Here is a 21,008-nt window from a genome sequence, read left to right as displayed (position 1 = left end):
GCCTGCGCTACCGCCCCCGGGGCGGCGCGGCGACCGAACCGCGTGCGATCAGCCGATGCGGCATCACATGATCGCGCAGCACCGTTGCGTCCCCCGCCGGACGGCGGATGGTGCGCAGCAGGATGTCGACGGCCGCGTTGGCCATCGAGGCGATGGGCTGGTGGATCGTGGTCAGTTCCGGCCACACGGTGGTGGCGGCCGAGGTGTCATCGAAACCCACCACCGACAGGTCGCGTGGCACTTCCAGCCCGCGCCGATGCGCGACGGAGATGGCCGCGGCGCCCATGTCGTCGTTGCTGGCGAAAATCGCGGTCGGTGGGCGGCGTTGGGACAACAGCTTTTCGGCGGCAGCCAGGCCGGACCGGTAGGTGTAGTCACCGTGTTGGACCAGGCCAGGCTCCACCGCAAGCCCGGCCTCGCGCAGGGCGGTGACGAAGCCGTCGTAACGGAGCGCACTTGCGCTCAGGTCATCGCGCCCACGGATGAAACCGATGCGGGTGTGTCCCTGCCGGAGCAGGTGATCGGTCATTTCCCTGCCCGCACTGAAATCGTCGATGCGGACGCAGGACAGGGCCTCGCTCAGGCGACCCGATGCGATGGCCACCACTGGAATGCCAGCCTTGACCAGTTCGCTTACGGCGGCCTGCGATTCGCAAAGGGGCGGCGGCAGGATCACCCCGTCGACGCGTCCGGCGAGCGCGCGCGCCGCCCTGCGTTCGGAGTCGGCATCCAGGTTGTCCCAGTAGTCGATGACCAGCTGGATGGCGGAACTGGAGGCGACGCGCAGCAGGCCCACCAGCAGTTCGCGCAGATAGGCGCCGCTGGGGTTGGTGTAGATCAGCGCAATGCGCGTGTGCTGTGCGGCGGCCAGCGAACTGGCAGCAAGATTGGGCGTATAGCCCAGCTCACGCACGGCGCGCAGCACGCGCTCGCGGGTGACGTCGCGCACCTTGCCCTGGTTGATCACCCGCGACACGGTCATCGGCGAAACGCCGGCAAGGGCCGCAACCTCGTCGATCGTCACGCCTGCGGTTCTGCGGCGAACCGACTTCTTCGGCTTGTCCAATGCACGATCCCTTTGTTCTTGGTGGCGCTGCCGCGCGGGTGCGAAGGACGATGATGCGCTGCCCCGGGCCCGGACGTAGTCTACAAAGGCGCATGTTAACGCCGTTGTTGCGTGCTGTCGGCACGCGCCTGTGCGCCGTGCTCGCACTGCTGGCCTGTGCTGGCGGTGCACGGGCGGAGGATGGCTACAGGCTGTGGATGCGCTACCAGCCGGTTGCCACAACGGTCGCTGCCGACTACCGGCGGCAGCTGGCCGAAGTGGTGGCCCCGGATGGCACGCCGATGCAGCGCGCCACCCGCGACGAGCTTGCGCGCAGCCTTCCTGGATTGCTGGGAACGGCCCCGCCAATGCGAACGGCAATCAGTACTGACCATGCCCTGGTGCTGGGTACGCCGCAGTCTTCGGCGCTGGTCGCCGCGTTCGGCAACGAGGTTGCCACGCTGGGCGACGAGGGCTTCCTGATCCGGCAGGTCCGGACCGAGGGGCGCGATGTGCTGCTGGTGGCGGCACGCCGGGATGTCGGCGTGCTGTATGGCACGTTCCACCTGCTGCGCCTGTTGCAGCGTGGCATGCCGCTGCGGGGGCTGGACGTGCGGGAGTCGCCGCGGGTCGCACTGCGTGTGCTCGACCATTGGGACAACCTGGACCGCTACGTCGAGCGTGGCTATGCGGGCAGCTCGCTGTGGGACTGGCAGACGTTGCCGCAATGGCGTGACCCGCGCTACACCGACTACGCCCGTGCCAACGCTTCGCTCGGCATCAACGGCACCGTCCTCAACAACGTCAACGCCAGTGCGCTGAGCCTGTCGCCGGCCTATCTGGCCAAAGCCGCCGCGCTGGCCGACCTGTTCCGCCCCTATGGCATCCGGGTCTACCTGAGCGCACGCTTCAGTGCGCCCATCGAGCTCGGCGGCCTGGCGACGGCTGACCCGTTGGATCCCGGCGTGCGGCGCTGGTGGCGCGACAAGGTCGATGAGATCCATGCGCGCATTCCGGATTTCGGCGGCTTCCTGGTCAAGGCGAACTCGGAGGGGCAACCCGGCCCGCAGGATTACGGTCGTTCCCATGCCGACGGCGCCAACCTGCTGGCCGACGCGCTGGCACCCTACAACGGCGTGGTGATGTGGCGGGCCTTCGTGTATTCGCACGAGGTTCCCGAAGATCGCGCCAAGCAGGCGTACAGCGAGTTTGTCCGGCTGGACGGTGCCTTCCGCCCCAACGTGATCGTGCAGGTGAAGAACGGCCCCATCGACTTCCAGCCGCGCGAGCCGTTCCATCCGCTGTTCGGCGCGATGCCACGCACGCCGCTGATGATGGAACTGCAGATCACCAAGGAATACCTGGGTTTTGCGACGCACCTGGTCTACCTGGGAACGCTCTACGAGGAAGTGCTGCAGGCCGACACCCATGCCCGCGGCGAGGGCTCCACGGTTGCCCGCGTGATCGATGGCTCGCTGGAGGGCCACGCACTGACCGGTATTGCCGGCGTCGCCAACATCGGCGTGGACCGCACCTGGAGTGGCTCGCACTTCGACCAGGCCAACTGGTACGCCTTCGGCCGGCTGGCCTGGAACCCGCAGCAATCCGCGCGCGCGATTGCCGAAGACTGGGCAGCGTTGACGTTCTCGCCCGACCCGCAGGTGACCGGCCCGATCGTGCGGATGATGATGGACTCGCGCGAGGCGGCAGTGGATTACATGACGCCGCTGGGCCTGCACCACCTGATGGCACGCGGCCATCACTACGGCCCCGGCCCCTGGGTGGACGGAGGCCCACGTGCGGACTGGACGTCGGTGTACTACCACCGCGCAGACAGCCAGGGCATCGGTTTTGATCGCAGCGCCAGCGGAAGCAACGCAGTGGGCCAGTACGCCCCGCAGGTCGCCGAGATCTACGGCGATTCCGCACGCGTGCCCGAGTCGCTGCTGCTGTGGTTCCATCATGTGCCGTGGGACCGCCGCATGCGCTCGGGCAGGACGCTCTGGGATGAGCTGGTCGGGCGCTATTCGCGCGGTGTGCGCCAGGTGCGGTCGATGCAGGACACCTGGGCAGCCCTGCGCGACCGGATCGATCCGCAGCGGCATCGGCACGTTGCTGCGTTCCTGCAGATCCAGCACGACGAAGCGCAATGGTGGCGTGACGCCAGCGTGGCGTACTTCCAGTCACTCAGCGGACGGCCGCTGCCCGCCGGCGAACGGCCACCGCCGCAGCCATTGTCGTACTACCAGGCGTTGCAGTTTCCGTTCGCACCGGGGGATGGGCGATGAGCAGGTTCGGAGCGGTCGGGTATGCGCTGTTGATGATGGTTGCGGCAGTGGTGGCGATGCCGGCCGCGGCGCGGGAAACGACGGGGCTGCTGCATCCGCTGTTCAGGGATCACGCCGTCCTGCAGCGTGACCGGCCCATTGCGGTCTGGGGGCACGCAGGCCCTGGGCAGCCGGTTTCCGTGACGTTTGCCGGGCAGGCGGTAAGCACCCGGGCGGACGCCGCAGGCGGCTGGCAGGCGACGCTGTCCCCGATGGCCGCGGGCGGTCCGCATACGCTGGAGGTAATTGCCGGGACACGTCGGGAGAGGGTGCGCGACGTGCTGGTCGGCGACGTGTGGCTGTGCTCGGGACAGTCGAACATGGAACTGCCGGTGTGGCGCTCGCTCAACGCAGCCAGCGAGATTGCCGCAGCCACGATGCCACGGATCCGGCTGTTCACCGTGCCGCAGCACGCCGCCGCGCAGGCACAGGAGAGCTTCAACGACAGCACTGCCTGGACATCGGCAACGCCTGATGCGGTGCGCGATTTCTCCGCCACCTGCTTCTACTTCGCGCGCGAACTGCAGCGCACGGTCGACGTGCCGATGGGGCTGATCGAGGCGGCGTGGGGTGGCTCGCGGATCGAGGCCTGGACCAGCGTTGGTGCACTGCGCGGGCAGGGCGGCCTGGATGAGGCCCTCGATATCCTCGCGCGCTCTGCGCGTGATCCGCTGGAGGCACGCGCAGCCTGGGGCCGCTACTGGCAGCATTGGTGGGCCACACGCGAGGGCACGCTGCCCGGCGACGCCCCATGGCGCGCGGATGCCGATGACCGAGGATGGTCGCGCGCACCGTCCACACTGGGCGCATGGGAACGGTGGAACGAGCCCGCGCTTGCCGACTACAACGGCATGGTCTGGTATCGCACGCAGGTGATGCTGAGCGCTGAACAGGCTGCACGCGGCGCGATCCTGGAGCTGGCATCGGCCGACGAGGTGGACGTGACCTGGGTGAACGGAGTCGCCGTCGGCAGCCAGTACGGCGCCGGCGAGAGGCGCTACCCGTTGCCACGTGGCCTGCTGAAGGCAGGATCCAACGTCATTGCGGTCAACGTGCTGGACACCTACGGCGAAGGCGGCCTGGCCGGCCCCGCCACGGCATACGGCCTGCAGTTCGACGACGGTGAGCGGGTGGCACTGCAGCGTCCGTGGAAGTACCGGGTGGCGCCGGGCCAGCAGGCGCCGCCATTTGGCCCCTGGCAGGCCGCCACCGGGCTGTCGACGCTGTACAACGGAATGATCGCGCCGCTCGGCGGTTTCGGGCTGCGCGGCATGCTGTGGTACCAGGGCGAATCGAACACCGGTGATGGCGCGGCATACGCGGCGCGGTTGCGTGCGCTGCGCGACGATTGGCGGCGTCAGTTCGGTGCACGCACGCCACTGCTGCTCGTGCAGCTGGCCAGCTATGGCCAGCCGCCGGTTGCGCCGGCCGACAGCGGTTGGGCGCAGGTGCGCGAGGCGCAGCGGCGCGTCGCCGCCGAGGATGCGCGGAGCGGGCTCGCCATTGCCATCGACATCGGCGATGCCTACGACATCCACCCGCCGAACAAGCAGGAACTCGGGCGCCGCCTGGCGCGCGTGGCCCGCCACGTGGTGTACGGCGAGCAGGATCTGGCACCGTCAGGTCCGCGGGCGGTCACGGCCGTGCGGACGCCCGCGGGCGTGGCCATCGCGTTCGAGGATGTCGAAGGCGCGCTCACCGCAACCGGTGCGCTGCGACCGATTGGCTTTGAACTGTGCGAGACCAGGGGTGATACCCGCCACTGCGACTACGGCGACGCCGAACTGGATGGGCGCCGGATCCTGCTGCGCGGCCCCCGGTCGACGCACGCAACGCACGTCCGCTACTGCTGGGCCGATGGCCCGGTGTGCACGCTGCGCGATCGCAGCGGGGCACCGGCCGGCCCGTTCGAACTTCCCATTGCCGAAGCCGAGGCCCGACGATGATGACGCTGTCCACGAAGTCCCCTCTGGCCCGCGACAGGGCCGGCCTGAGGTCGATGGCGCGCCGCCTGCTGGGGGCGGTGGTCCTGCTGTCGGCCGCAGCCACCCGGGCCAGCGCGCCGCCGGACGCTCCGCCGGTGTACTTCGACTGGTTCGAGTACCGCGGCGATGACCAGGCGTTTGAAGTGCCGCTGCCGGCCGGCCACTACCGCAATCCCGTCCTGGCCGGCTTCCATGCCGATCCCAGCATCGTGCGCGCGAACGGCCGGTTCTATCTGGTCAATTCCAGCTTCACCTACTTCCCGGGCATTCCGGTGTTTGAAAGTGCCGACCTGGTGCACTGGAAGCAGATCGGCAATGTGATTGACCGCCCCACGCAGCTGGATTTCGACGGGCTGAGCGTCTCGCGCGGCATCTTCGCGCCCACCATCGAATACCATGACGGCACCTTCTACGTCGTCACCACCGCCACCGACAGCGGTGGCAACTTCATCGCCACCGCGCGCGACCCGGCCGGGCCGTGGTCCGATCCGCACTGGCTGCCCGGCATCGATGGCATCGATCCATCACTGTTTTTTGACGACGACGGCAAGGTGTACCTGATCAACAACGACGCACCGCCCGGTCCGCCGCGCTACGACGGGCACCGCGCCATCTGGATGCAGCAGATCGACCTGGCGGCATTCAAGCCGGTCGGGCCCCGCCGGGTGCTGGTTGATGGAGGCGTGGAGCCGGCGAAGAATCCGATCTGGATCGAGGGACCGCACATCTACAAGCGGGAGGGCTGGTATTACCTGTCCGACGCTGAAGGAGGTACCGGGCCGCAGCACTCGCAGGTGGTGCTGCGCAGCCGCGCGGTGTGGGGGCCCTACGTTCCCTATGCGGGCAATCCGATCCTGACCCAGCGCGAACTGCCGGACGACCGTCCGCTTCCGATCACCAATGCCGGCCACGCCGACCTGGTCGAAGGCCCGGACGGCTCGTGGTGGGCGGTATTCCTGGCCAGCCGCAACTATCAGAAGCGCCACTACAACACCGGGCGCGAGACCTACCTGTTGCCGGTGCGCTGGCAGGATGGCTGGCCGCAGATCCTGCCGACCGACCAGGCCATTCCCTACGTGGCCAAGGCGCCGTCATGGATGCAGGGCGAGGCATCGCAGGCCCCGTCGACCGGTAATTTCGTAGCGCGCGACAATTTTGATGGCCCGACGCTCGATCGCCAGTGGCTGCGCGTGCGCGTGCCCAGGCATGCCTGGGCAGACCTGCACAAGCGCCCCGGCATGCTGGCCGTGCACCCGCTTGCCGAGAATCTGGACACGTTGCGCAATCCGGCATTTCTCGGCCGGCGCCAGCAGCATCTGCGCTTCGAGGCGAGCACCGCGATGACCCCGCCCGCCCCCGGTGTCGCCGCCGGTCTGGCGGCGTTCCAGAGCGAGGCGTACTGGTACTTCCTCGGCGTTCGTGACCTTGGCGGGGGGCGCCTCTCGCTCTTCCTCGAAGCGCGTGACGGTGGTGGCAGTACGCGGACGCTGGCCAGCCATGCTGTGCCGACGTCTGCAGCAGTGCGCCTGAAGATTGCCGGCAACGAGGGCGACTACGCGTTCTCGTTCGACACCGGCGACGGGCAGGGCTGGCAACTGCTCGCGGGCGACGTGGACGGCACCGTTCTGAGTACGGACCGGGCAGGCGGCTTCGTGGGCGCACTGCTGGGTCCCTTCGCGCGCGACGAGCGCACCGGGAGAAGCAAATGAGACTGTCGATTTCATCCAGGGCCCGCCGCCGTACGTGGCGTGGCCGGGCCATCCTGTTCGTCCTGACCTGCGTGGCGGCCGCCGCATCCGCGGCCGCGCCACGGCCCTGGCTGGATCTCTCGGCAAGCTTCGAGCAACGGGCCGCCGCACTCGTCGCGCAGATGACCCTGGAAGAAAAGGCCGCGCAGATGCAGAATGCCGCGCCGGCAATCGAACGGCTGGGTGTGCCCGCCTACGACTGGTGGAATGAGGGGTTGCATGGCGTCGCACGGGCAGGGCAGGCCACGGTGTTTCCGCAGGCAATCGGCCTGGCCGCGACCTTCGATGTTCCGTTGATGGGGCAGGTGGCCACGACCATCAGCGACGAGGCCCGCGCGAAGCACCACCAGTTCCTCCGCGAAGGCGCGCATGGCCGTTACCAGGGCCTGACCTTCTGGTCGCCGAACGTCAACATCTTCCGCGACCCGCGCTGGGGCCGCGGGCAGGAAACCTACGGCGAGGATCCCTACCTCACCGCCCGCATGGGCGTTGCCTTCGTGCGCGGCCTGCAGGGCGACGACCCCGTCTACCGGAAGCTGGACGCCACCGCCAAGCATCTGGCCGTGCACAGCGGACCGGAGGCCGACCGCCATCACTTCGATGCACGGCCCAGCCGGCGCGACCTGTATGACACCTACCTGCCGGCGTTCGAAGCGCTGGTGAAGGAGGGCGAAGTGGATGCGGTCATGGGCGCCTACAACCGCGTGTACGGCGAGTCCGCCAGTGCGAGCCGTTTCCTGCTGCGCGATGTGCTGCGACGCGACTGGGGCTTCAAGGGCTACGTGGTCTCGGACTGCTGGGCCATCGTCGATATCTGGAAGCACCACCATATCGTCGCCACGCGCGAAGCCGCCGCGGCGCTGGCGGTCAGGAACGGCACCGAGCTGGAATGCGGCCAGGAGTACGCCACGCTGCCCGAGGCCGTGCGTCAGGGCCTGATCAGCGAAGCGGAGATCGATGATGCGGTGACCCGCCTGTTCACCGCACGGATGCGCCTGGGCATGTTCGATCCGCCGGAGCGGGTGCGCTGGGCGCGCATTCCGGCCTCCGTGAACCAGGCCCCGGCCCATGATGCGCTGGCCCTCAAGGCCGCGCAGGCGTCGCTGGTGCTGCTGAAGAACGACGGCATCCTGCCGCTGTCGCGCGACACCAAGCGCATTGCCGTGGTCGGACCCACCGCCGACGACACCATGGCACTGCTCGGCAACTACTTCGGCACACCGGCGGCGCCGGTCACCATCCTGCAGGGCATACGCGAGGCGGCCAAGGGCGTTGAAGTGCGTTATGCCCGCGGCGTCGACCTGGTGGAAGGGCGCGACGATCCCGGTGCCACGCCGCTGATCGAGCCGACCTTCCTGCGGCCCTCGGCGGACTCGCCCGAGCGTGGCCTGCGTGGCGAGTACTTCCGCACGCCCGACCTTTCCGGTGCGCCGGCCCTGGTGCGCACCGACGCGCAGATCGGCTTCCGCTGGGACCGCGGCTCGCCGACCGACAACCTGCTGGCACGCGGCGAAGCAGCACCGGGGCAGGGGATTCCCAACGACCGCTTCAGCATCCGCTGGAGCGGCCAACTGCTGCCCCCCGTGTCCGGTCGCTACCGGCTGGAGGTGGCCGGCGATGATGGCTACCGCCTGTACCTGGACGGCAAGCGTGTGATCGATCACTGGGTGAACACAGATCGCCTGCATGCCGAGGGTGTCGAACTCGACCTGCAGGCGGGGCGTGCCTATGCGCTGACGCTGGAGTACTACGACGACCAGCGCGATGCCGGCGTGCGCCTGGGCTGGCGCATGCCCGGCGCCAAGGCGCCGTTCGATGAAGCGCTCGATGCTGCACGCGAGGCCGACGTGGTGGTGTTCGTCGGTGGCCTTACCGGTGATGTCGAAGGCGAGGAGATGACGGTCAACTATCCGGGCTTTGCCGGTGGCGACCGCACCGACCTGCGGTTGCCCGCGCCGCAGCGCACCCTGCTGGAGGCCCTGCACGCTACCGGCAAGCCGGTGGTGATGGTACTCACCGGCGGCTCGGCCATCGCCGTGGACTGGGCGCAGGCGCATCTGCCGGCGATCCTGATGAGCTGGTATCCCGGGCAGCGCGGCGGTACCGCCGTCGGCCAGGCGCTGTTCGGCGACATCAATCCGGCGGGTCGCTTGCCGGTCACCTTCTACAAGGCCGGCGAAGCGATGCCGGCATTCGACGACTACGCCATGGAGGGCCGTACCTACCGCTACTTCCGTGGCACGCCGCTGTACCCGTTTGGTCACGGGCTGTCGTACACGCGCTTCGATTATGGAACGCTCCGCCTCGATGCGGACACCATCGGCGCCGATGGCCGCGTGGCCGCGTCGGTGGACGTGACCAACGCGGGCACGCGCAGCGGTGACGAAGTGGTGCAGCTGTACGTGCGGCGCGAACACGTCGGCAGCGGCGATGCCGTGCAGGAACTGCGGGGCTTCCAGCGGGTCCAGCTGGCCCCGGGCGAACGCCGCACGGTGACGTTCACCCTGGAGGCGGCGCAGGCCCTGCGCCACTATGACGAAGCGCGTGCGGTGTACGCGGTGCAGCCCGGTGCCTACGAGGTCAGGGTGGGGGCGTCCAGTGCCGATATACGTGCGCGGAGCAGGTTCACCGTAGTGCCCGCGCATGACTGATCGCCCCGGGCGACATCGATTCCCCTTCGACCAGATTCCTTTTCCAGGACGTCCGCTGCATGGCAAGCACTGAACACGCGCTATCGGTACGCGAGAAGCTCGGCTACAGCCTGGGCGATCTCGCTGCCAACCTGATCTTCCAGACCCTGATCACCTACCTGGCATTCTTCTACACCGACGTCTACCGCCTGCCAGCTGCGACCGCGGCCACGATCATCTTTGTGGTCGGCCTGCTGGGTGCGTTCGTGTTCACGCCGCTGATCGGCATCGCGGCTGACCGAACGTCCACCCGCTGGGGCCGCTTCCGCCCGTGGATCCTGTGGACGGCCATTCCCTTTGGCGTACTGTCGCTGCTGGCGTTCAGCACCCCGGACCTGGGCGAGCGCGGAAAGGTGATCTATGCACTGGGCACCTACGCCCTGCTGGTCTGCGTTTACGCCGCGAACAACCTGCCGTACTCGGCGCTGAGCGGCGTGCTGACCGGCAGCATGGCCCAGCGCAACAGCCTTTCGGCCTACCGCTTCGTGGCCGTGATGATCGCGCAGTTCATCATCCAGGTGCTGCTGATGCCGCTGGTGCTGATCCTGGGCGACGGCGACCGGGTGCGCGGCTTCGAACAGGTCATGACCGCCTTCGCACTGATCGGAACGGTGTTCTTCCTGATCACCTTCGCCACCACCCGCGAACGCATCGTGCCGACGCGCGAGCAGACCGGCGGCATAGTGCAGGACCTGTCGGACCTGCTGCACAACCGCCCGTGGCAGGTGATGCTGGCGCTGACCGTGCTGGTGTTCATCAACCTGGCCTTGAAGGGCGGCACCTACATCTATTACTTCCAGTACTACATGAGCGAAGCGGCGCTGGCCGGCTTCCTGGAAAACTCTGGCTTCAACGGCCTGATCCGTGCATTGAATGGCGCCCTGGCCAGCGCCGGTTTCGCGGCGTTCACCTGGCCGAAGGATGCGGCCACCTCGGCGTTCAGCCTGTTCAACGCGTGCGGCATCCTCTGCATGATCCTGGGTATTGGCGCATCACGGCGGCTGGCGGATCGCTTCGGCAAGCGCGACGTCTTCGGTGGCGCCCTGTTTGTCTCGACCCTGTTCCTGCTGGCCTTCTACCTGTTCCCTCCCACGGCGGTGGCGGTAGCGTTCGCAGCGTTCATGCTGCATGGCTTCTGCTATGGCATCACCATCCCGTTGCTGTGGGCGATGATCGCCGACGTCGCGGACTACTCGGAGTGGAAGAACCATCGAAGGGCAACGGCGATCATCTTCTCGGCGATGCTGTGCGGGCTGAAGATCGGCCTCAGTGTCGGCGGCGCGCTGGTCGCCGCGATCCTTGCCCACTACGGCTACCAGGCAGGCCTGGTGCAGCAGCCTGAGGCCGTGGTGCAGGGCATCCGCCTGACCGTAAGCGTCTATTGCTCCCTTCCCTTCCTGCTCGCCGTCGCGCTGCTGTTCTTCTACCGGATCGACAAGCGCACGGAAACACGCATCGAACAGGATCTCCTCCTGCGTCGCCGTTCCGCCGACGCCTCCGCGTAACTCCAAGACGACAACCATGATCGACCTCTCTGCCGGTGAAGACGGCCAGGCCAGCGAAGCCCGCCTTGCGCAGCTCACCGCGCACGCCATTTCGCAACCGCTGGTGACCCACATCTACACGGCCGACCCTTCGGCGCATGTATTCGAGGGTCGCCTGTACATCTATCCGTCGCACGACATCGACGGCGGCCAGCCATTCGACGATGAAGGCGGCCACTTCGGCATGCAGGATTACCACGTGCTGAGGATGGATACGCCCGACGGCACCGCCGTCGATTGCGGCATGGCGTTGCACGTGCGCGACGTGCCCTGGGCGCGGAAACAGATGTGGGCCCCCGATGCCGCCTGCCGTGATGGCCGCTACTACCTCTACTTCCCGGCCAAGGATGCCGGGGGCCGGTTCCGCATCGGCGTGGCGATCGGTGCGCGACCGGAGGGCCCGTTCGTGCCCCAGCCGGAGCCGATCAAGGGCGCGTACTCGATCGACCCGGCCGTGTTCGAAGACGACGATGGCAGCCACTACCTGTACTTCGGCGGCATCTGGGGCGGGCAGCTGCAGAAGTATCGTGACAACCAGTACGACGTGGCACACGAGGAACCCGAGGGCAGCGCACCGGCCCTGGGCCCGCGCGTGGGCCGCCTGGATGCCGGCATGACCGAGCTGGCCGAGCCCACCCGCGAAGTGCAGATCCTGGATGAGCATGGCCAGCCGCTGCGTGCCGACGACCATGCGCGCCGCTTCTTCGAAGGTCCGTGGCTGCACAGGTACCAGGGTCGCTACTACCTGTCGTACTCCACTGGCAACACCCACCAGCTGTGCTACGCCATTGGCGACAGCCCGTATGGACCGTTCACCTATGCCGGCGTGATCCTCACCCCCGTGGTCGGTTGGACCACCCACCACTCCATCTGCCAGTTCGACGGACAGTGGTACCTGTTCTATCACGATGCACTGATGTCCGGCGGCATCACCCACCTGCGCTCGGCCAAGTGCACGCCGCTGCACATGGAGCCGGACGGAAGCATCCGCACGATCAATCCTTATGGGGCCTGAGCGCATGCTGCCGATGGATGATGCGCTGGCCCCGCTGCCGGCCGGTGAGCTGCACTGGCTCAGATGCGGCGAACTGGAGGTTGCGCTCGCCGCAGGGGCGGGCGGGCGCGTGGCGCACCTGCGTTACCGGGGCGTGGATTGGCTGGTGGATGCGCAGCAGGCGGGCACGGCGGCGATCGCGTGGGGCTGCTACCCGATGGTGCCGTGGGCCGGGCGTATCCGCCAGGGACAGTTCTGCTTCGACGGCGCGCCGCATGCGCTGCCGCTCAATTTCGGCGGGCATGCCATCCATGGCGTGGGCTTCATGCGGCCCTGGCAGGTCGAGCGCATGGAGACAGCCACGGCCACGCTGTCGCTGGCGCTGCCACGGGACAGGTACTGGCCCTTCGGTGGCGTCGCCCTCCAGGAAGTGAGCCTGCACCCTCACAGCCTGCAGCTGCGCCTCTCGGTCCAGGCGGGCGGGCAGGCGATGCCGGCGGTGCTGGGCTGGCACCCCTGGTTCCGGAAGCCGGAACGACTGCTGTTCAGTCCTCGCTCGATGTATCCGCGGGACAGGGAAGGCATTGCCACGCTGCCCTGTGTATCTCCTGCCCACGGCCCATGGGACGACTGCTTCATCGCCGAAAGTGACATCACCCTGGTACGCGAAGGCCAGCGCCTGCGGCTGAGGTCGGACCACGACCACTGGGTGGTCTACGACGCTGCGCCGCACGCCACCTGTGTCGAGCCGCAGAGCGGCCCGCCGGACGGCTTCACGCTGGCACCGCATCGGCTGGAGCCGGGGCAGCGGCTGGCGTTGACGTTCGAACTGGCGTGGGCAGCGAACAGTCCTTGAAGCCCGCCGGGGGCATGCACCGGAGGGCGACGCCGCAGCGGGCCGGCACTCCGCGATGATCTGCGGGCGGAGGGAGTGCGCGTCGGTGCGTCACGCTGGCGGCGCTTCGCTGCCACTGACCATTCCCTTACAGGCTCCAGTCAATCCGCATGCCCGCGATCAGCGCATTCGGCAGGTCCCGCTGGCGTGCGGGCTCATTGAACTGGTCGGGATGCACGATGTAATGCAGGTTCGGCGCGACCCGAAGCTGCGGGGTGACCTGGATGCCATAGCTCAGCTCCATCATCACCTGGCTTCCGTGCGGGGTGCCGCTGCCACCCGCTGCGGCACGGGCAAGGCGCAGGTTTTCCAGTGCGATGCTGCTGTACTTCTGCTGGGTCACGACGAAGGCGATGCTGTCCTGCGGCCGGCTGGCGAACGTGCCTTTCTGCACAAGCCCGGCCTGCAGGAAGTGATCCTCGATCAGCCGCCCGGAGGTGCCCTTGAGCGCGGCGCCGAAAAGGGTCAGGCCGCGACGATTGCCATCGCCGGTAAGCTGCTGCTCGAAGCGGGCGAACGCACCGGAGCGACCGTGGCGTGCCGCGTACTCCTGGCCGCTGAGCAGCGCGGGAATGCCGTTGGCATCGCGCAGCGGATCGCGATAGGTCGAGTTGTCCTGCCAGCCACCGAGTTCGTAGCGGGCTTTCAGTCGTGCCGAAGCAGGGCTGCGCCAGCCGATCGTGTAGGGCACGATCCAGCCGGTGGCCTGGTTCGTATTCCACTTCAGGCCATGCTGGCCATCCTCGGCCTGGCTGGGATCGACCTGGTAGGCGCCGACGCGGACATAGACATCGGGCGTCACCCAGGCCGTGGCATCGGCCATCCAGCTCGACACCGGCCACCAGGTGAAACTGCTGGTGCGGAACACGTAGGTCGGGTTGCCACAGGCCGAGTTGCCCTGGAAGTACTGGCACAGCTCCGAACCGAGGTGGTGGATGTTGGCGACGCTGCGCCCTGCCTCCAGCACCAATCGGTCGTTGAACAGCTTCTGTTCGAGGGTCAGGTTGGCCAGGCGGGTCCCCTGGCCGCCGTAGATTTCCTGCACCGAAGTGCTGTTGCCGGTGCTGCTGTTGGCGAGGTTGGTGCCGTGGCGATTGATGCCATAGGCCTTGATCGTTGCCCCCCGCCAGCCGAACGCAGCGTCGAGGTCAACATCGGCGCCGAACATCAGCTGGCCGGCGTAGGCGGTGCCGCTGCGCTTGCCACCGTCGAGCGTGGCGGCCGCCTCGCCGGTGTAGGAGAGCCTGGGAATGAGGGTGTCGCTGGCGCCGGCGGCTGCGGCCAGTGACGGCAGGGCCAGCAGGATCGCTACCGGCACCAGGCGGCAGGAAGAGCAGGACATTGGCGGGGGTTCCATTTACAGGGTGGGGGCCGTGACCGGCTTCTTGAGGATGCGCAGAGCAACTGCGGTGACCGCCACGCCCGCCAACAGCGCCAGCAGGTAGACGCCAAGATGGGTGACCGCGTTCGGGATCGGCAGCACGAACACGCCGCCGTGCGGCACCTTCAACTCGACGCCCGCGGCCATCGAGATCGCACCGGCCACGGCCGAGCCGAGGATCAACGCCGGAATGGTGCGCAATGGATCGCGCGCCGCGTAGGGGATCGCGCCCTCGGTCACGAAACTCAGGCCGAGCACGCCAGCGGCACCGGCCGTGCCGCGCTCCTCGGCGGTGAAGCGGTTGCTGAACAGCCACGTTGCCAGCGCAATACCCAGTGGCGGCGTCATGCCGCCGATCATGGTCGCCGCCATCGGCGTGTACACCTGGCTGGAGATCAACGCGGTGGAGAAGGCGTAGGACGCCTTGTTGACCGGTCCACCCATGTCAACGGCCATCATGCCGCCCAGCAGCAAACCGAGCAGGATCGCGCTGCTGCCCTGCATGCCGCGCAGCCAGTCGGTCAGCCAGGCCAGCAGTCCGGCCACCGGCGTACCGATCACATACATCATCAACAGGCCGACCAGCAGCGTGCCCAGTACCGGCAGGATCAGCACCGGCTTGAGGCCTTCCAGGCTGCGCGGCAGGCGCAGCGCACGGTTGATCCAGTGCACGCCATAGCCGGCGATGAAGCCCGCGAGGATGCCGCCGATGAAACCTGCGTCCATGTTGACCGCAACCAGCCCGCCGATCATGCCGGGCGCGATGCCTGGGCGGTCGGCGATGGAGTAGGCGATGTAGCCGGCCAGCGCCGGCACCATCAGCATGAAACCGGACTTGGCGCCGATCTGGAACAGCGACCAGGCCAGCGTTCCCTTGTGTGCGTCGTCGAAGGCATAGATGCCGCCGAGCGCGAACGCCAGTGCGATCAACAGGCCGCCGGCTGTCACGAACGGCAGCATGAACGACACGCCGGTCATCAGGTGCTTGTAAGGGCCGGTGCTCTTGTTCTTTTCTGCGGTACGGCCCGAAGCCGCTGTCCCCGCGTGCACGCCGGCCTCGGCCAGCGCCTTGCGGATCAGGTTCTGGCCATCGTTGATCGCCGGCTTGGTGCCACTCTTGAACAGGCGCTTGCCGGCGAAGCGTGACAGATCGACTTCGCGGTCGGCGGCGATCAGCACCAGGTCGGCGGCGGCGATTTCTTCATCGCTCAACGCGTCCTGCGCGCCGACCGAGCCCTGGGTTTCCACCCGGATCGCATGGCCCAGCACCTTGGCAGCCTGTTGCAGGCCTTCCGCCGCCATGAAGGTGTGGGCGATGCCGGTGGGGCAGGAGGTGACGGCGACGATGCGCTTGCCCGCATCAGTGTCGTGGTCACTGGCCGGCGCGGCAGCGAGCGGTGCGAGCGCGGCCGCCGGATCGTCCAGCACCTCGCCCAGGCTGGCATGCACGATGCGGGCATTGCCGAAGCGTGCGATGTCTGCCTCGCCATCGCCCACCAGCAGCAGGTGGGCGATCGCGGCGGCGTTGGCGGCGGGCAGTGCGCCGGTAACGCCCTGGTCGCTGCGGATTTCAATCATCAGCTCGAGCCCGCGCTGGCGGGCCGCGCGACGCAGGGCCTCGGCGGCAAGTACCGCCTCGATGCTGCGTTCGCCAGCGGCGATGACTACGGTGGAAGCGTGCATGGGAACTCCTGGAATGCTTCGGGCTCGTCCTTGCCAGAGAGGCATCGCCGGTGGCCCGAAGCCAGCCGCCGCTCCTCCGGCAGGTGTTTCAATCCAACCGCTCGATCAGTACATCGCCGGCCCCGGTGCGCACCTGCGCCGGATCGAGCCGCCGCGCGTCTCCGCTGTCCAGCCGGCTCATCGAGAACGCCGTGGCCAGTCGTGCACAACCGGCGAGGTCGAGGGAGGGCTCCAACAAGGCGGCGGCGATGCCGGCGACCATGGCATCGCCTGCACCGACCGTGCTGCCCAAGGCCAGACGCGGCGGTCGCGCGACCAGGGCGCCGGCGTGATCAATGAACAGCGCGCCGTCGGTCCCCATGGAGATGGCGACGAGTGCGATGCCGCGTTCGACCAGGGCCTGGCCTGCGGCGCGCAGCGCGCTGCGATCCGGCAGCGACGTGCCGGTCCAGGCCTCCAGTTCGTGGCGGTTGGGCTTGATCGCGTAGGGCGGCGCGTCCTTCGCACCGTCCAGCGCAGCTGCAAGCGCATCGCCGCTGGTATCCAGCAGCACGCGCGCACCGGCCGTTCCGGCCTGCGCCTGCAACCGCGCCCACGCATCGGCCGGTAGTCCGTAGGGCAGGCTGCCGGACAGCACGACCGGCAGGCCGGGCGAGAGCAGGGCGCCGAGCTGGCGCGACACCGCGTCCAGATCGGCAGTGTCCACGGCAAGGCCGGGCAGGTTGATGTCGGTCGTCTCGCCGTTGGCCTCTTCGACCAGCTTGATGTTGGTGCGGGTACGGCCCGGAACGCGCAGGCAGCCGTCAATGATGCCCCGCTCACGGAACAGCGTGCGGAACACGCCGTCGTTGCCGTCGCCCAGCACGCCCAGCGCGATGGTCGGCACGCCCCAGTCGGCCAGGCAGGCTGCCACGTTGATGCCCTTGCCGCCTGCGTCGTCGCGGGAGCTGCCGGCGCGATGCACGCGGCCTGGCTGCAGGTGGGCCAGGCGCACGGTCTGGTCGATCGCCGGGTTCAGGGTCACGGTGACGGCGCGGGCAGTCATGCGCGCGCTCCATCGAGAGCGCGCACCTGCTCGGCGGTTTCGCAGCCCAGTGCGGTCCTGGCCAGCGCCTGCAGTCCGGTCATCGCGTTGCCACGCAGGCGTGCCTTCACCGCCGGGATGTCATTCGGGGTCATCGACAGTTCGTCCACGCCCAGGCCGGCCAGCAGCATGGCGCCGAAGGGATCGCCGGCCAGGCCGCCACAGACGCCGACCCAGCGCCCATGCAGCCGTGCGCCTTCGACCGTGGCGCGGACCGCGCGCAGCACCGCCGGATGCAGGCTGTCGGCCTCGGCGGCGAGCTCCGGGTTCTGGCGGTCGATCGCCAGCACGTACTGGGTCAGATCGTTGGTACCGATCGAGAAGAAGTCGGCGTGGCGCGCCAGCACATCGCTCTGCGCGGCCGCAGCAGGCACCTCGATCATGATGCCGATCGGCACCTCCGGCGCCTCCAGCTCGGCGCGCAAGCGCTCGCAGAGGGTGCGCAGTGCGACCAGCTCGGAAACCGAGGTGATCATCGGGAACATGATGGACAGCCGTGCACCGTCCTTCGCCGCGCGATACAGCGCACGCAATTGCGGGTCCAGCAGGTCGGGGCGGCGCAGCAGCAGGCGCGCGCCGCGCACGCCGAGGAATGGATTCTCCTCGCGTGGCAGCTCCAGGTGCGCCACCTGCTTGTCGCCGCCGATGTCGAGCGCGCGCACGATCAGCGGGCGGCCGTCGAGTGCCTTGGCCATGGCCAGATAGGTGGTGTACTGCTCATCCTCGCTGGGCGTACTGCCACGTTCGAGGAACAGGAACTCGGTGCGCATCAGGCCGACGCCTTCGGCCCCTTGTTCCAGTGCCAGCGGTACCTGGTCGGGAAGGTTGACGTTGGCGCCGATGTCGATGCGGTGGCCATCGGGGGTCTGGGCCGGTTGCGCGCGCTGCGCGGCTTCGCGCTCGCGGATCTGCTGCTGTTCGGCCATCCATGCGCGCGCCGAGGCGAGAGCGGCATCGGAGGGAGACAGGTAGAGCCGTCCGCTGCTGCCGTCCATGATCGCTTCGCGGCCTGGCTGGATCGCCAACAGCTCGGCGCCGCCGGCCACCAGCGCCGGCAGGCCCAGCGTGCGCGAGAGGATGGCGGTGTGCGAGGTCGGCCCGCCCTGCGCGGTCGCCAGGCCGAGCACGCGACCGGTGTCGAGATTGGCGGTATCCGAAGGTGACAGATCGGCGGCGATCAGGATGCACGGCTGCGCCGGCAGATCCGCCAGGCCACCGCCCGCGGCAGAAGGGTCAAGCTGCGCCAGCACGCGCCGGCCGACATCACGCAGGTCGGCCGCGCGCCCGGCCAGCACCGGATTGCCCAGCGCAGCCAGGCCGGAGGCGATCTGCTCGATGGCCTGGTTCCATGACCACGCCACACCATGGCCCTCGACCATCAGCTGGCAGGTGCGGGTAATCAGATCGGTGTCGTCGAGCAGCGCGGCCTGCGCCTTGAAGATCGCCGCATCCGAAGCGCCCAGGCGGCGCTGGGTGTCGTCCTGCAGCGCAGCCAACTGCTGGCGGGTACGGCCGAGTGCATCCTGCAGGCGTGCGCCGCCTTCGCCGAGCGGGGTGGGGTGATCGGCGACCTCGGCCTGCGTGCTGGCCAGCACATGCACCGGGCCGATCGCCAGTCCTGGGCTCGCGCCGATGCCGACGACGGCAGCCTGGGCTTCGGGCGGATTCCAGCCCGCGACAGGGGCTGCTTTTCGCTGTGCCGCGCGCTCCGCATCGGCCTGCTCCTGCGCCACCAGGCCCTCGATGACCCTGCGCAGCGCGGCCAGCAGGGCCGAGGCGTCGGCGCCCTCGGCAGACACGCTCACCACATCGCCGTGGCGCAGCCCCAGCTGCAACAGTGCAACCAGGCTCTTGGCATCGGCCGCCTGATCGCCTGCTCGGACCTGCGCACGGGCCGCGAAGCCGCGCGCCGTCTCTGCCCAACGCGTGGCAGGACGTGCGTGCAGTCCGTTGGGGTACGCGACGGTCCATTCGAAGCGCTCGGCCAGATCCGTCGCCGGCACGGCGGTGGCCGTGATCGCAGCATCGCCGGCCAGCGCGTTGACGATCTCGCTCGCATCGGTGGTCGCAAACAGGCGCTGCAGCGTGGCGTCATCCTGGATCAGCCGGGTCAAGCGGCGCAGCAGGGTGATGTGGGTATCCGACTGGGCAGCGATGCCGACCACCAGCCGGGTGACCTGCCCCGGATTCCATTCCACGCCTTCCGGCAACTGCAGCACGGCAATGCCATCGCGGCGCACCAGATGGCGGTCCTCGCCAAGGCCGTGCGGGATTGCCACGCCATGGCCGAGGAAGGTATTGGCCAGCGCTTCGCGCCGTCCCATGCTGGCCTCGTACCCCGGCGCCACGCAGCCGGCCGCGGCCAGCATCTGCGCGACCTGGGCGATGGCATCGGTCTTGTCCTGCGCCCGCGCGTCCAGGCGGATCAGTTCCCGGCTGACGGGGGAGGGGGAGGTCTGGGGCGACAAAGGGGGGCTCCGGCAAAGGGGGGGGCTGGGGCGTATTGGGAACGTTCCCACTCGTCATTTCAATGTGCACTGCACAAAATGCCAATAGTCCTTTGGCGTTAACATGGGCCTGAACGGCCATCCGGCCATGAACAGCGCTCAATTGCGGGAACGTTACCAGTGAGCATCAGCATCAACGACGTCGCACGCGTGGCGGGGGTATCCAAGTCCACGGTGTCGCGCGTGCTCGGCGGAGGCCCGGTCAGCGAGGCCGTGCGCGGCCGGGTGGAGGCGGCGATCCGCCAGACCGGGTACCACCCCAACCTGCAGGCCAGACGCCTGCGCGCCCGGCACACCGGCATCATCGGCCTGATCGTGGCGGATATCCGCAACCCGTTCTTCACCGCGCTGATCCGCGCCGTGGAGGAAGTCGCGTACCGGGAAGGCCTTCGCGTCACCCTCTGCAACACCGATGAGGACCCCGAGCGCGAAGCACTGTACCTGCAGTTGATGCATGAGGAGCGCATCAGTGGGTTGATCTTTGCGCCCACCCGGACCACGGTGGGGCGGTTGAACCGGTTGAGGCTGGATTATCCGACGGTGCTGGTCGACCGTGCCGCACCGGGTGGCACGATCGACAGCGTGGTCCTCGACAACGCAGCGGCGATGTCAGGCCTGGTCGAGCACCTGGCCGAGCGCGGTTATCGCCGCATCGGTGGCCTGTTCGGCAGCACCAGTACCACGGCGTCCGAGCGCCGCGATGGCTATCGCGCTGCGATGCGCAGGCACGGCTGGGAGCCCGACTTCCGCGAGGTCGAGCCCACGGCCGAGGCCGCCATCGCAACGGTCGAGCAGTGGTTGACCAGCCCTTCGCGTCCCGAAGCGCTGGTCACCAGCAACAGCCTGCTGCTCATGGGCGCATTGAAAGCGGCCCGCAGCGCTGGGCTTGCGATTCCAGGAGAGCTGGCGCTGGCAGGGTTCGACAATGAGCGATGGACCGAACTGGTCGAACCCGGGGTTACCGTGGTCGAGCAGCCGGTTGAAGATATGGGGCGAGCTGCGATGTCGCTGTTGCTGGAGCGCCTGCGCATGCCGGAGCTGCCGGTACGCAGACTGGTGATGACGGGAAGGTGCGTGGTGAGAGGGTCAACGGCTGCGCGATAGTCCGGCGCCGCGCCTGCGGCA

13 protein-coding genes are annotated in these 21,008 nt (G+C 68.4%); 8 read left to right on the top strand and 5 right to left on the bottom strand.

All coding sequences use genetic code 11. The features are described 5' to 3' along the window. Positions 1–7: 7 nt before the first annotated feature. A complete protein-coding gene (locus tag KXV01_RS08240) occupies positions 8–1,066 on the bottom strand; it encodes a LacI family DNA-binding transcriptional regulator (RefSeq protein WP_049411181.1) in 1,059 nt (352 codons plus the stop codon). Between the two features lie 92 nt (positions 1,067–1,158). Here KXV01_RS08240 and KXV01_RS08235 point away from each other — a divergent pair, with 92 nt between their 5' ends. From KXV01_RS08235 to KXV01_RS08205, 7 genes are read left to right on the top strand one after another with little or no spacing between them, the layout of a single operon-like run. Further along, on the top strand, positions 1,159–3,333 hold the full coding sequence (locus KXV01_RS08235; RefSeq protein ID WP_239666585.1) for an alpha-glucuronidase family glycosyl hydrolase: 2,175 nt from the start codon (positions 1,159–1,161) through the stop codon (positions 3,331–3,333). 32 nt (positions 3,334–3,365) lie between these two features. Beyond that, positions 3,366–5,318, top strand: a complete 1,953-nt coding sequence (locus KXV01_RS08230) for a sialate O-acetylesterase (RefSeq protein ID WP_111096313.1) — start codon at positions 3,366–3,368, stop codon at positions 5,316–5,318. Between the two features lie 53 nt (positions 5,319–5,371). After that, entirely contained in the window at positions 5,372–7,066 is a 1,695-nt protein-coding gene (locus KXV01_RS08225; protein ID WP_111096259.1) for a glycoside hydrolase family 43 protein, read from the top strand. Continuing rightward, positions 7,063–9,756, top strand: a complete 2,694-nt coding sequence (locus KXV01_RS08220) for a glycoside hydrolase family 3 protein (protein ID WP_263467668.1) — start codon at positions 7,063–7,065, stop codon at positions 9,754–9,756. Before KXV01_RS08225 ends, KXV01_RS08220 begins: the two co-directional genes overlap by 4 nt. Before the next feature lie 59 nt (positions 9,757–9,815). Next, on the top strand, positions 9,816–11,300 hold the full coding sequence (locus tag KXV01_RS08215) for an MFS transporter (RefSeq protein ID WP_111191321.1): 1,485 nt from the start codon (positions 9,816–9,818) through the stop codon (positions 11,298–11,300). A 16-nt stretch (positions 11,301–11,316) separates the two neighbouring features. Further along, positions 11,317–12,354, top strand: a complete 1,038-nt coding sequence (locus KXV01_RS08210) for a glycoside hydrolase family 43 protein (protein WP_049411193.1) — start codon at positions 11,317–11,319, stop codon at positions 12,352–12,354. Beyond that, on the top strand, positions 12,344–13,189 hold the full coding sequence (locus KXV01_RS08205) for an aldose epimerase (RefSeq protein ID WP_111096256.1): 846 nt from the start codon (positions 12,344–12,346) through the stop codon (positions 13,187–13,189). Before KXV01_RS08210 ends, KXV01_RS08205 begins: the two co-directional genes overlap by 11 nt. 127 nt (positions 13,190–13,316) lie before the next feature. Here KXV01_RS08205 and KXV01_RS08200 read toward each other — a convergent pair whose 3' ends face one another. The 4 genes from KXV01_RS08200 to ptsP form a co-directional block, all read right to left on the bottom strand. After that, a complete protein-coding gene (locus KXV01_RS08200; RefSeq protein ID WP_111096255.1) occupies positions 13,317–14,570 on the bottom strand; it encodes a carbohydrate porin in 1,254 nt (417 codons plus the stop codon). 15 nt (positions 14,571–14,585) lie between these two features. Beyond that, positions 14,586–16,292, bottom strand: coding sequence for a fructose-specific PTS transporter subunit EIIC (locus tag KXV01_RS08195; RefSeq protein ID WP_111096254.1), 1,707 nt, complete (start codon positions 16,290–16,292; stop codon positions 14,586–14,588). An 88-nt stretch (positions 16,293–16,380) separates the two neighbouring features. Next, a complete protein-coding gene (locus KXV01_RS08190) occupies positions 16,381–17,337 on the bottom strand; it encodes a 1-phosphofructokinase family hexose kinase (RefSeq protein ID WP_111096253.1) in 957 nt (318 codons plus the stop codon). Further along, positions 17,334–19,844, bottom strand: coding sequence for a phosphoenolpyruvate--protein phosphotransferase (ptsP, locus tag KXV01_RS08185; RefSeq protein WP_164284123.1), 2,511 nt, complete (start codon positions 19,842–19,844; stop codon positions 17,334–17,336). The genes KXV01_RS08190 and ptsP overlap by 4 nt, the downstream gene beginning before the upstream one ends. Before the next feature lie 159 nt (positions 19,845–20,003). On the opposite strand from ptsP, the gene KXV01_RS08180 reads away from it, so the two are divergent. Further along, positions 20,004–20,987, top strand: a complete 984-nt coding sequence (locus KXV01_RS08180) for a LacI family DNA-binding transcriptional regulator (protein WP_049411211.1) — start codon at positions 20,004–20,006, stop codon at positions 20,985–20,987. Positions 20,988–21,008 lie beyond the last annotated feature (21 nt).

The sequence above is a fragment of the Stenotrophomonas sp. Ps181 genome, from assembly GCF_025697425.1.
In the GTDB taxonomy this organism is placed as follows: domain Bacteria; phylum Pseudomonadota; class Gammaproteobacteria; order Xanthomonadales; family Xanthomonadaceae; genus Stenotrophomonas; species Stenotrophomonas sepilia.
This window is presented reverse-complemented; position numbering and strand designations above follow the sequence as displayed.

Coding starts and splice junctions, on each gene's coding strand:
- KXV01_RS08225 (WP_111096259.1), top strand. CDS start 5,372: ATGGCGCGCCGCCTGCTGGGGGCGGTGGTCCTGCTGTCGGCCGCAGCC.
- KXV01_RS08235 (WP_239666585.1), top strand. CDS start 1,159: ATGTTAACGCCGTTGTTGCGTGCTGTCGGCACGCGCCTGTGCGCCGTG.
- KXV01_RS08195 (WP_111096254.1), bottom strand. CDS start 16,292: ATGCACGCTTCCACCGTAGTCATCGCCGCTGGCGAACGCAGCATCGAG.
- KXV01_RS08190 (WP_111096253.1), bottom strand. CDS start 17,337: ATGACTGCCCGCGCCGTCACCGTGACCCTGAACCCGGCGATCGACCAG.
- KXV01_RS08210 (WP_049411193.1), top strand. CDS start 11,317: ATGATCGACCTCTCTGCCGGTGAAGACGGCCAGGCCAGCGAAGCCCGC.
- KXV01_RS08230 (WP_111096313.1), top strand. CDS start 3,366: ATGATGGTTGCGGCAGTGGTGGCGATGCCGGCCGCGGCGCGGGAAACG.
- KXV01_RS08220 (WP_263467668.1), top strand. CDS start 7,063: ATGAGACTGTCGATTTCATCCAGGGCCCGCCGCCGTACGTGGCGTGGC.
- KXV01_RS08215 (WP_111191321.1), top strand. CDS start 9,816: ATGGCAAGCACTGAACACGCGCTATCGGTACGCGAGAAGCTCGGCTAC.
- KXV01_RS08200 (WP_111096255.1), bottom strand. CDS start 14,570: ATGTCCTGCTCTTCCTGCCGCCTGGTGCCGGTAGCGATCCTGCTGGCC.
- KXV01_RS08205 (WP_111096256.1), top strand. CDS start 12,344: ATGGGGCCTGAGCGCATGCTGCCGATGGATGATGCGCTGGCCCCGCTG.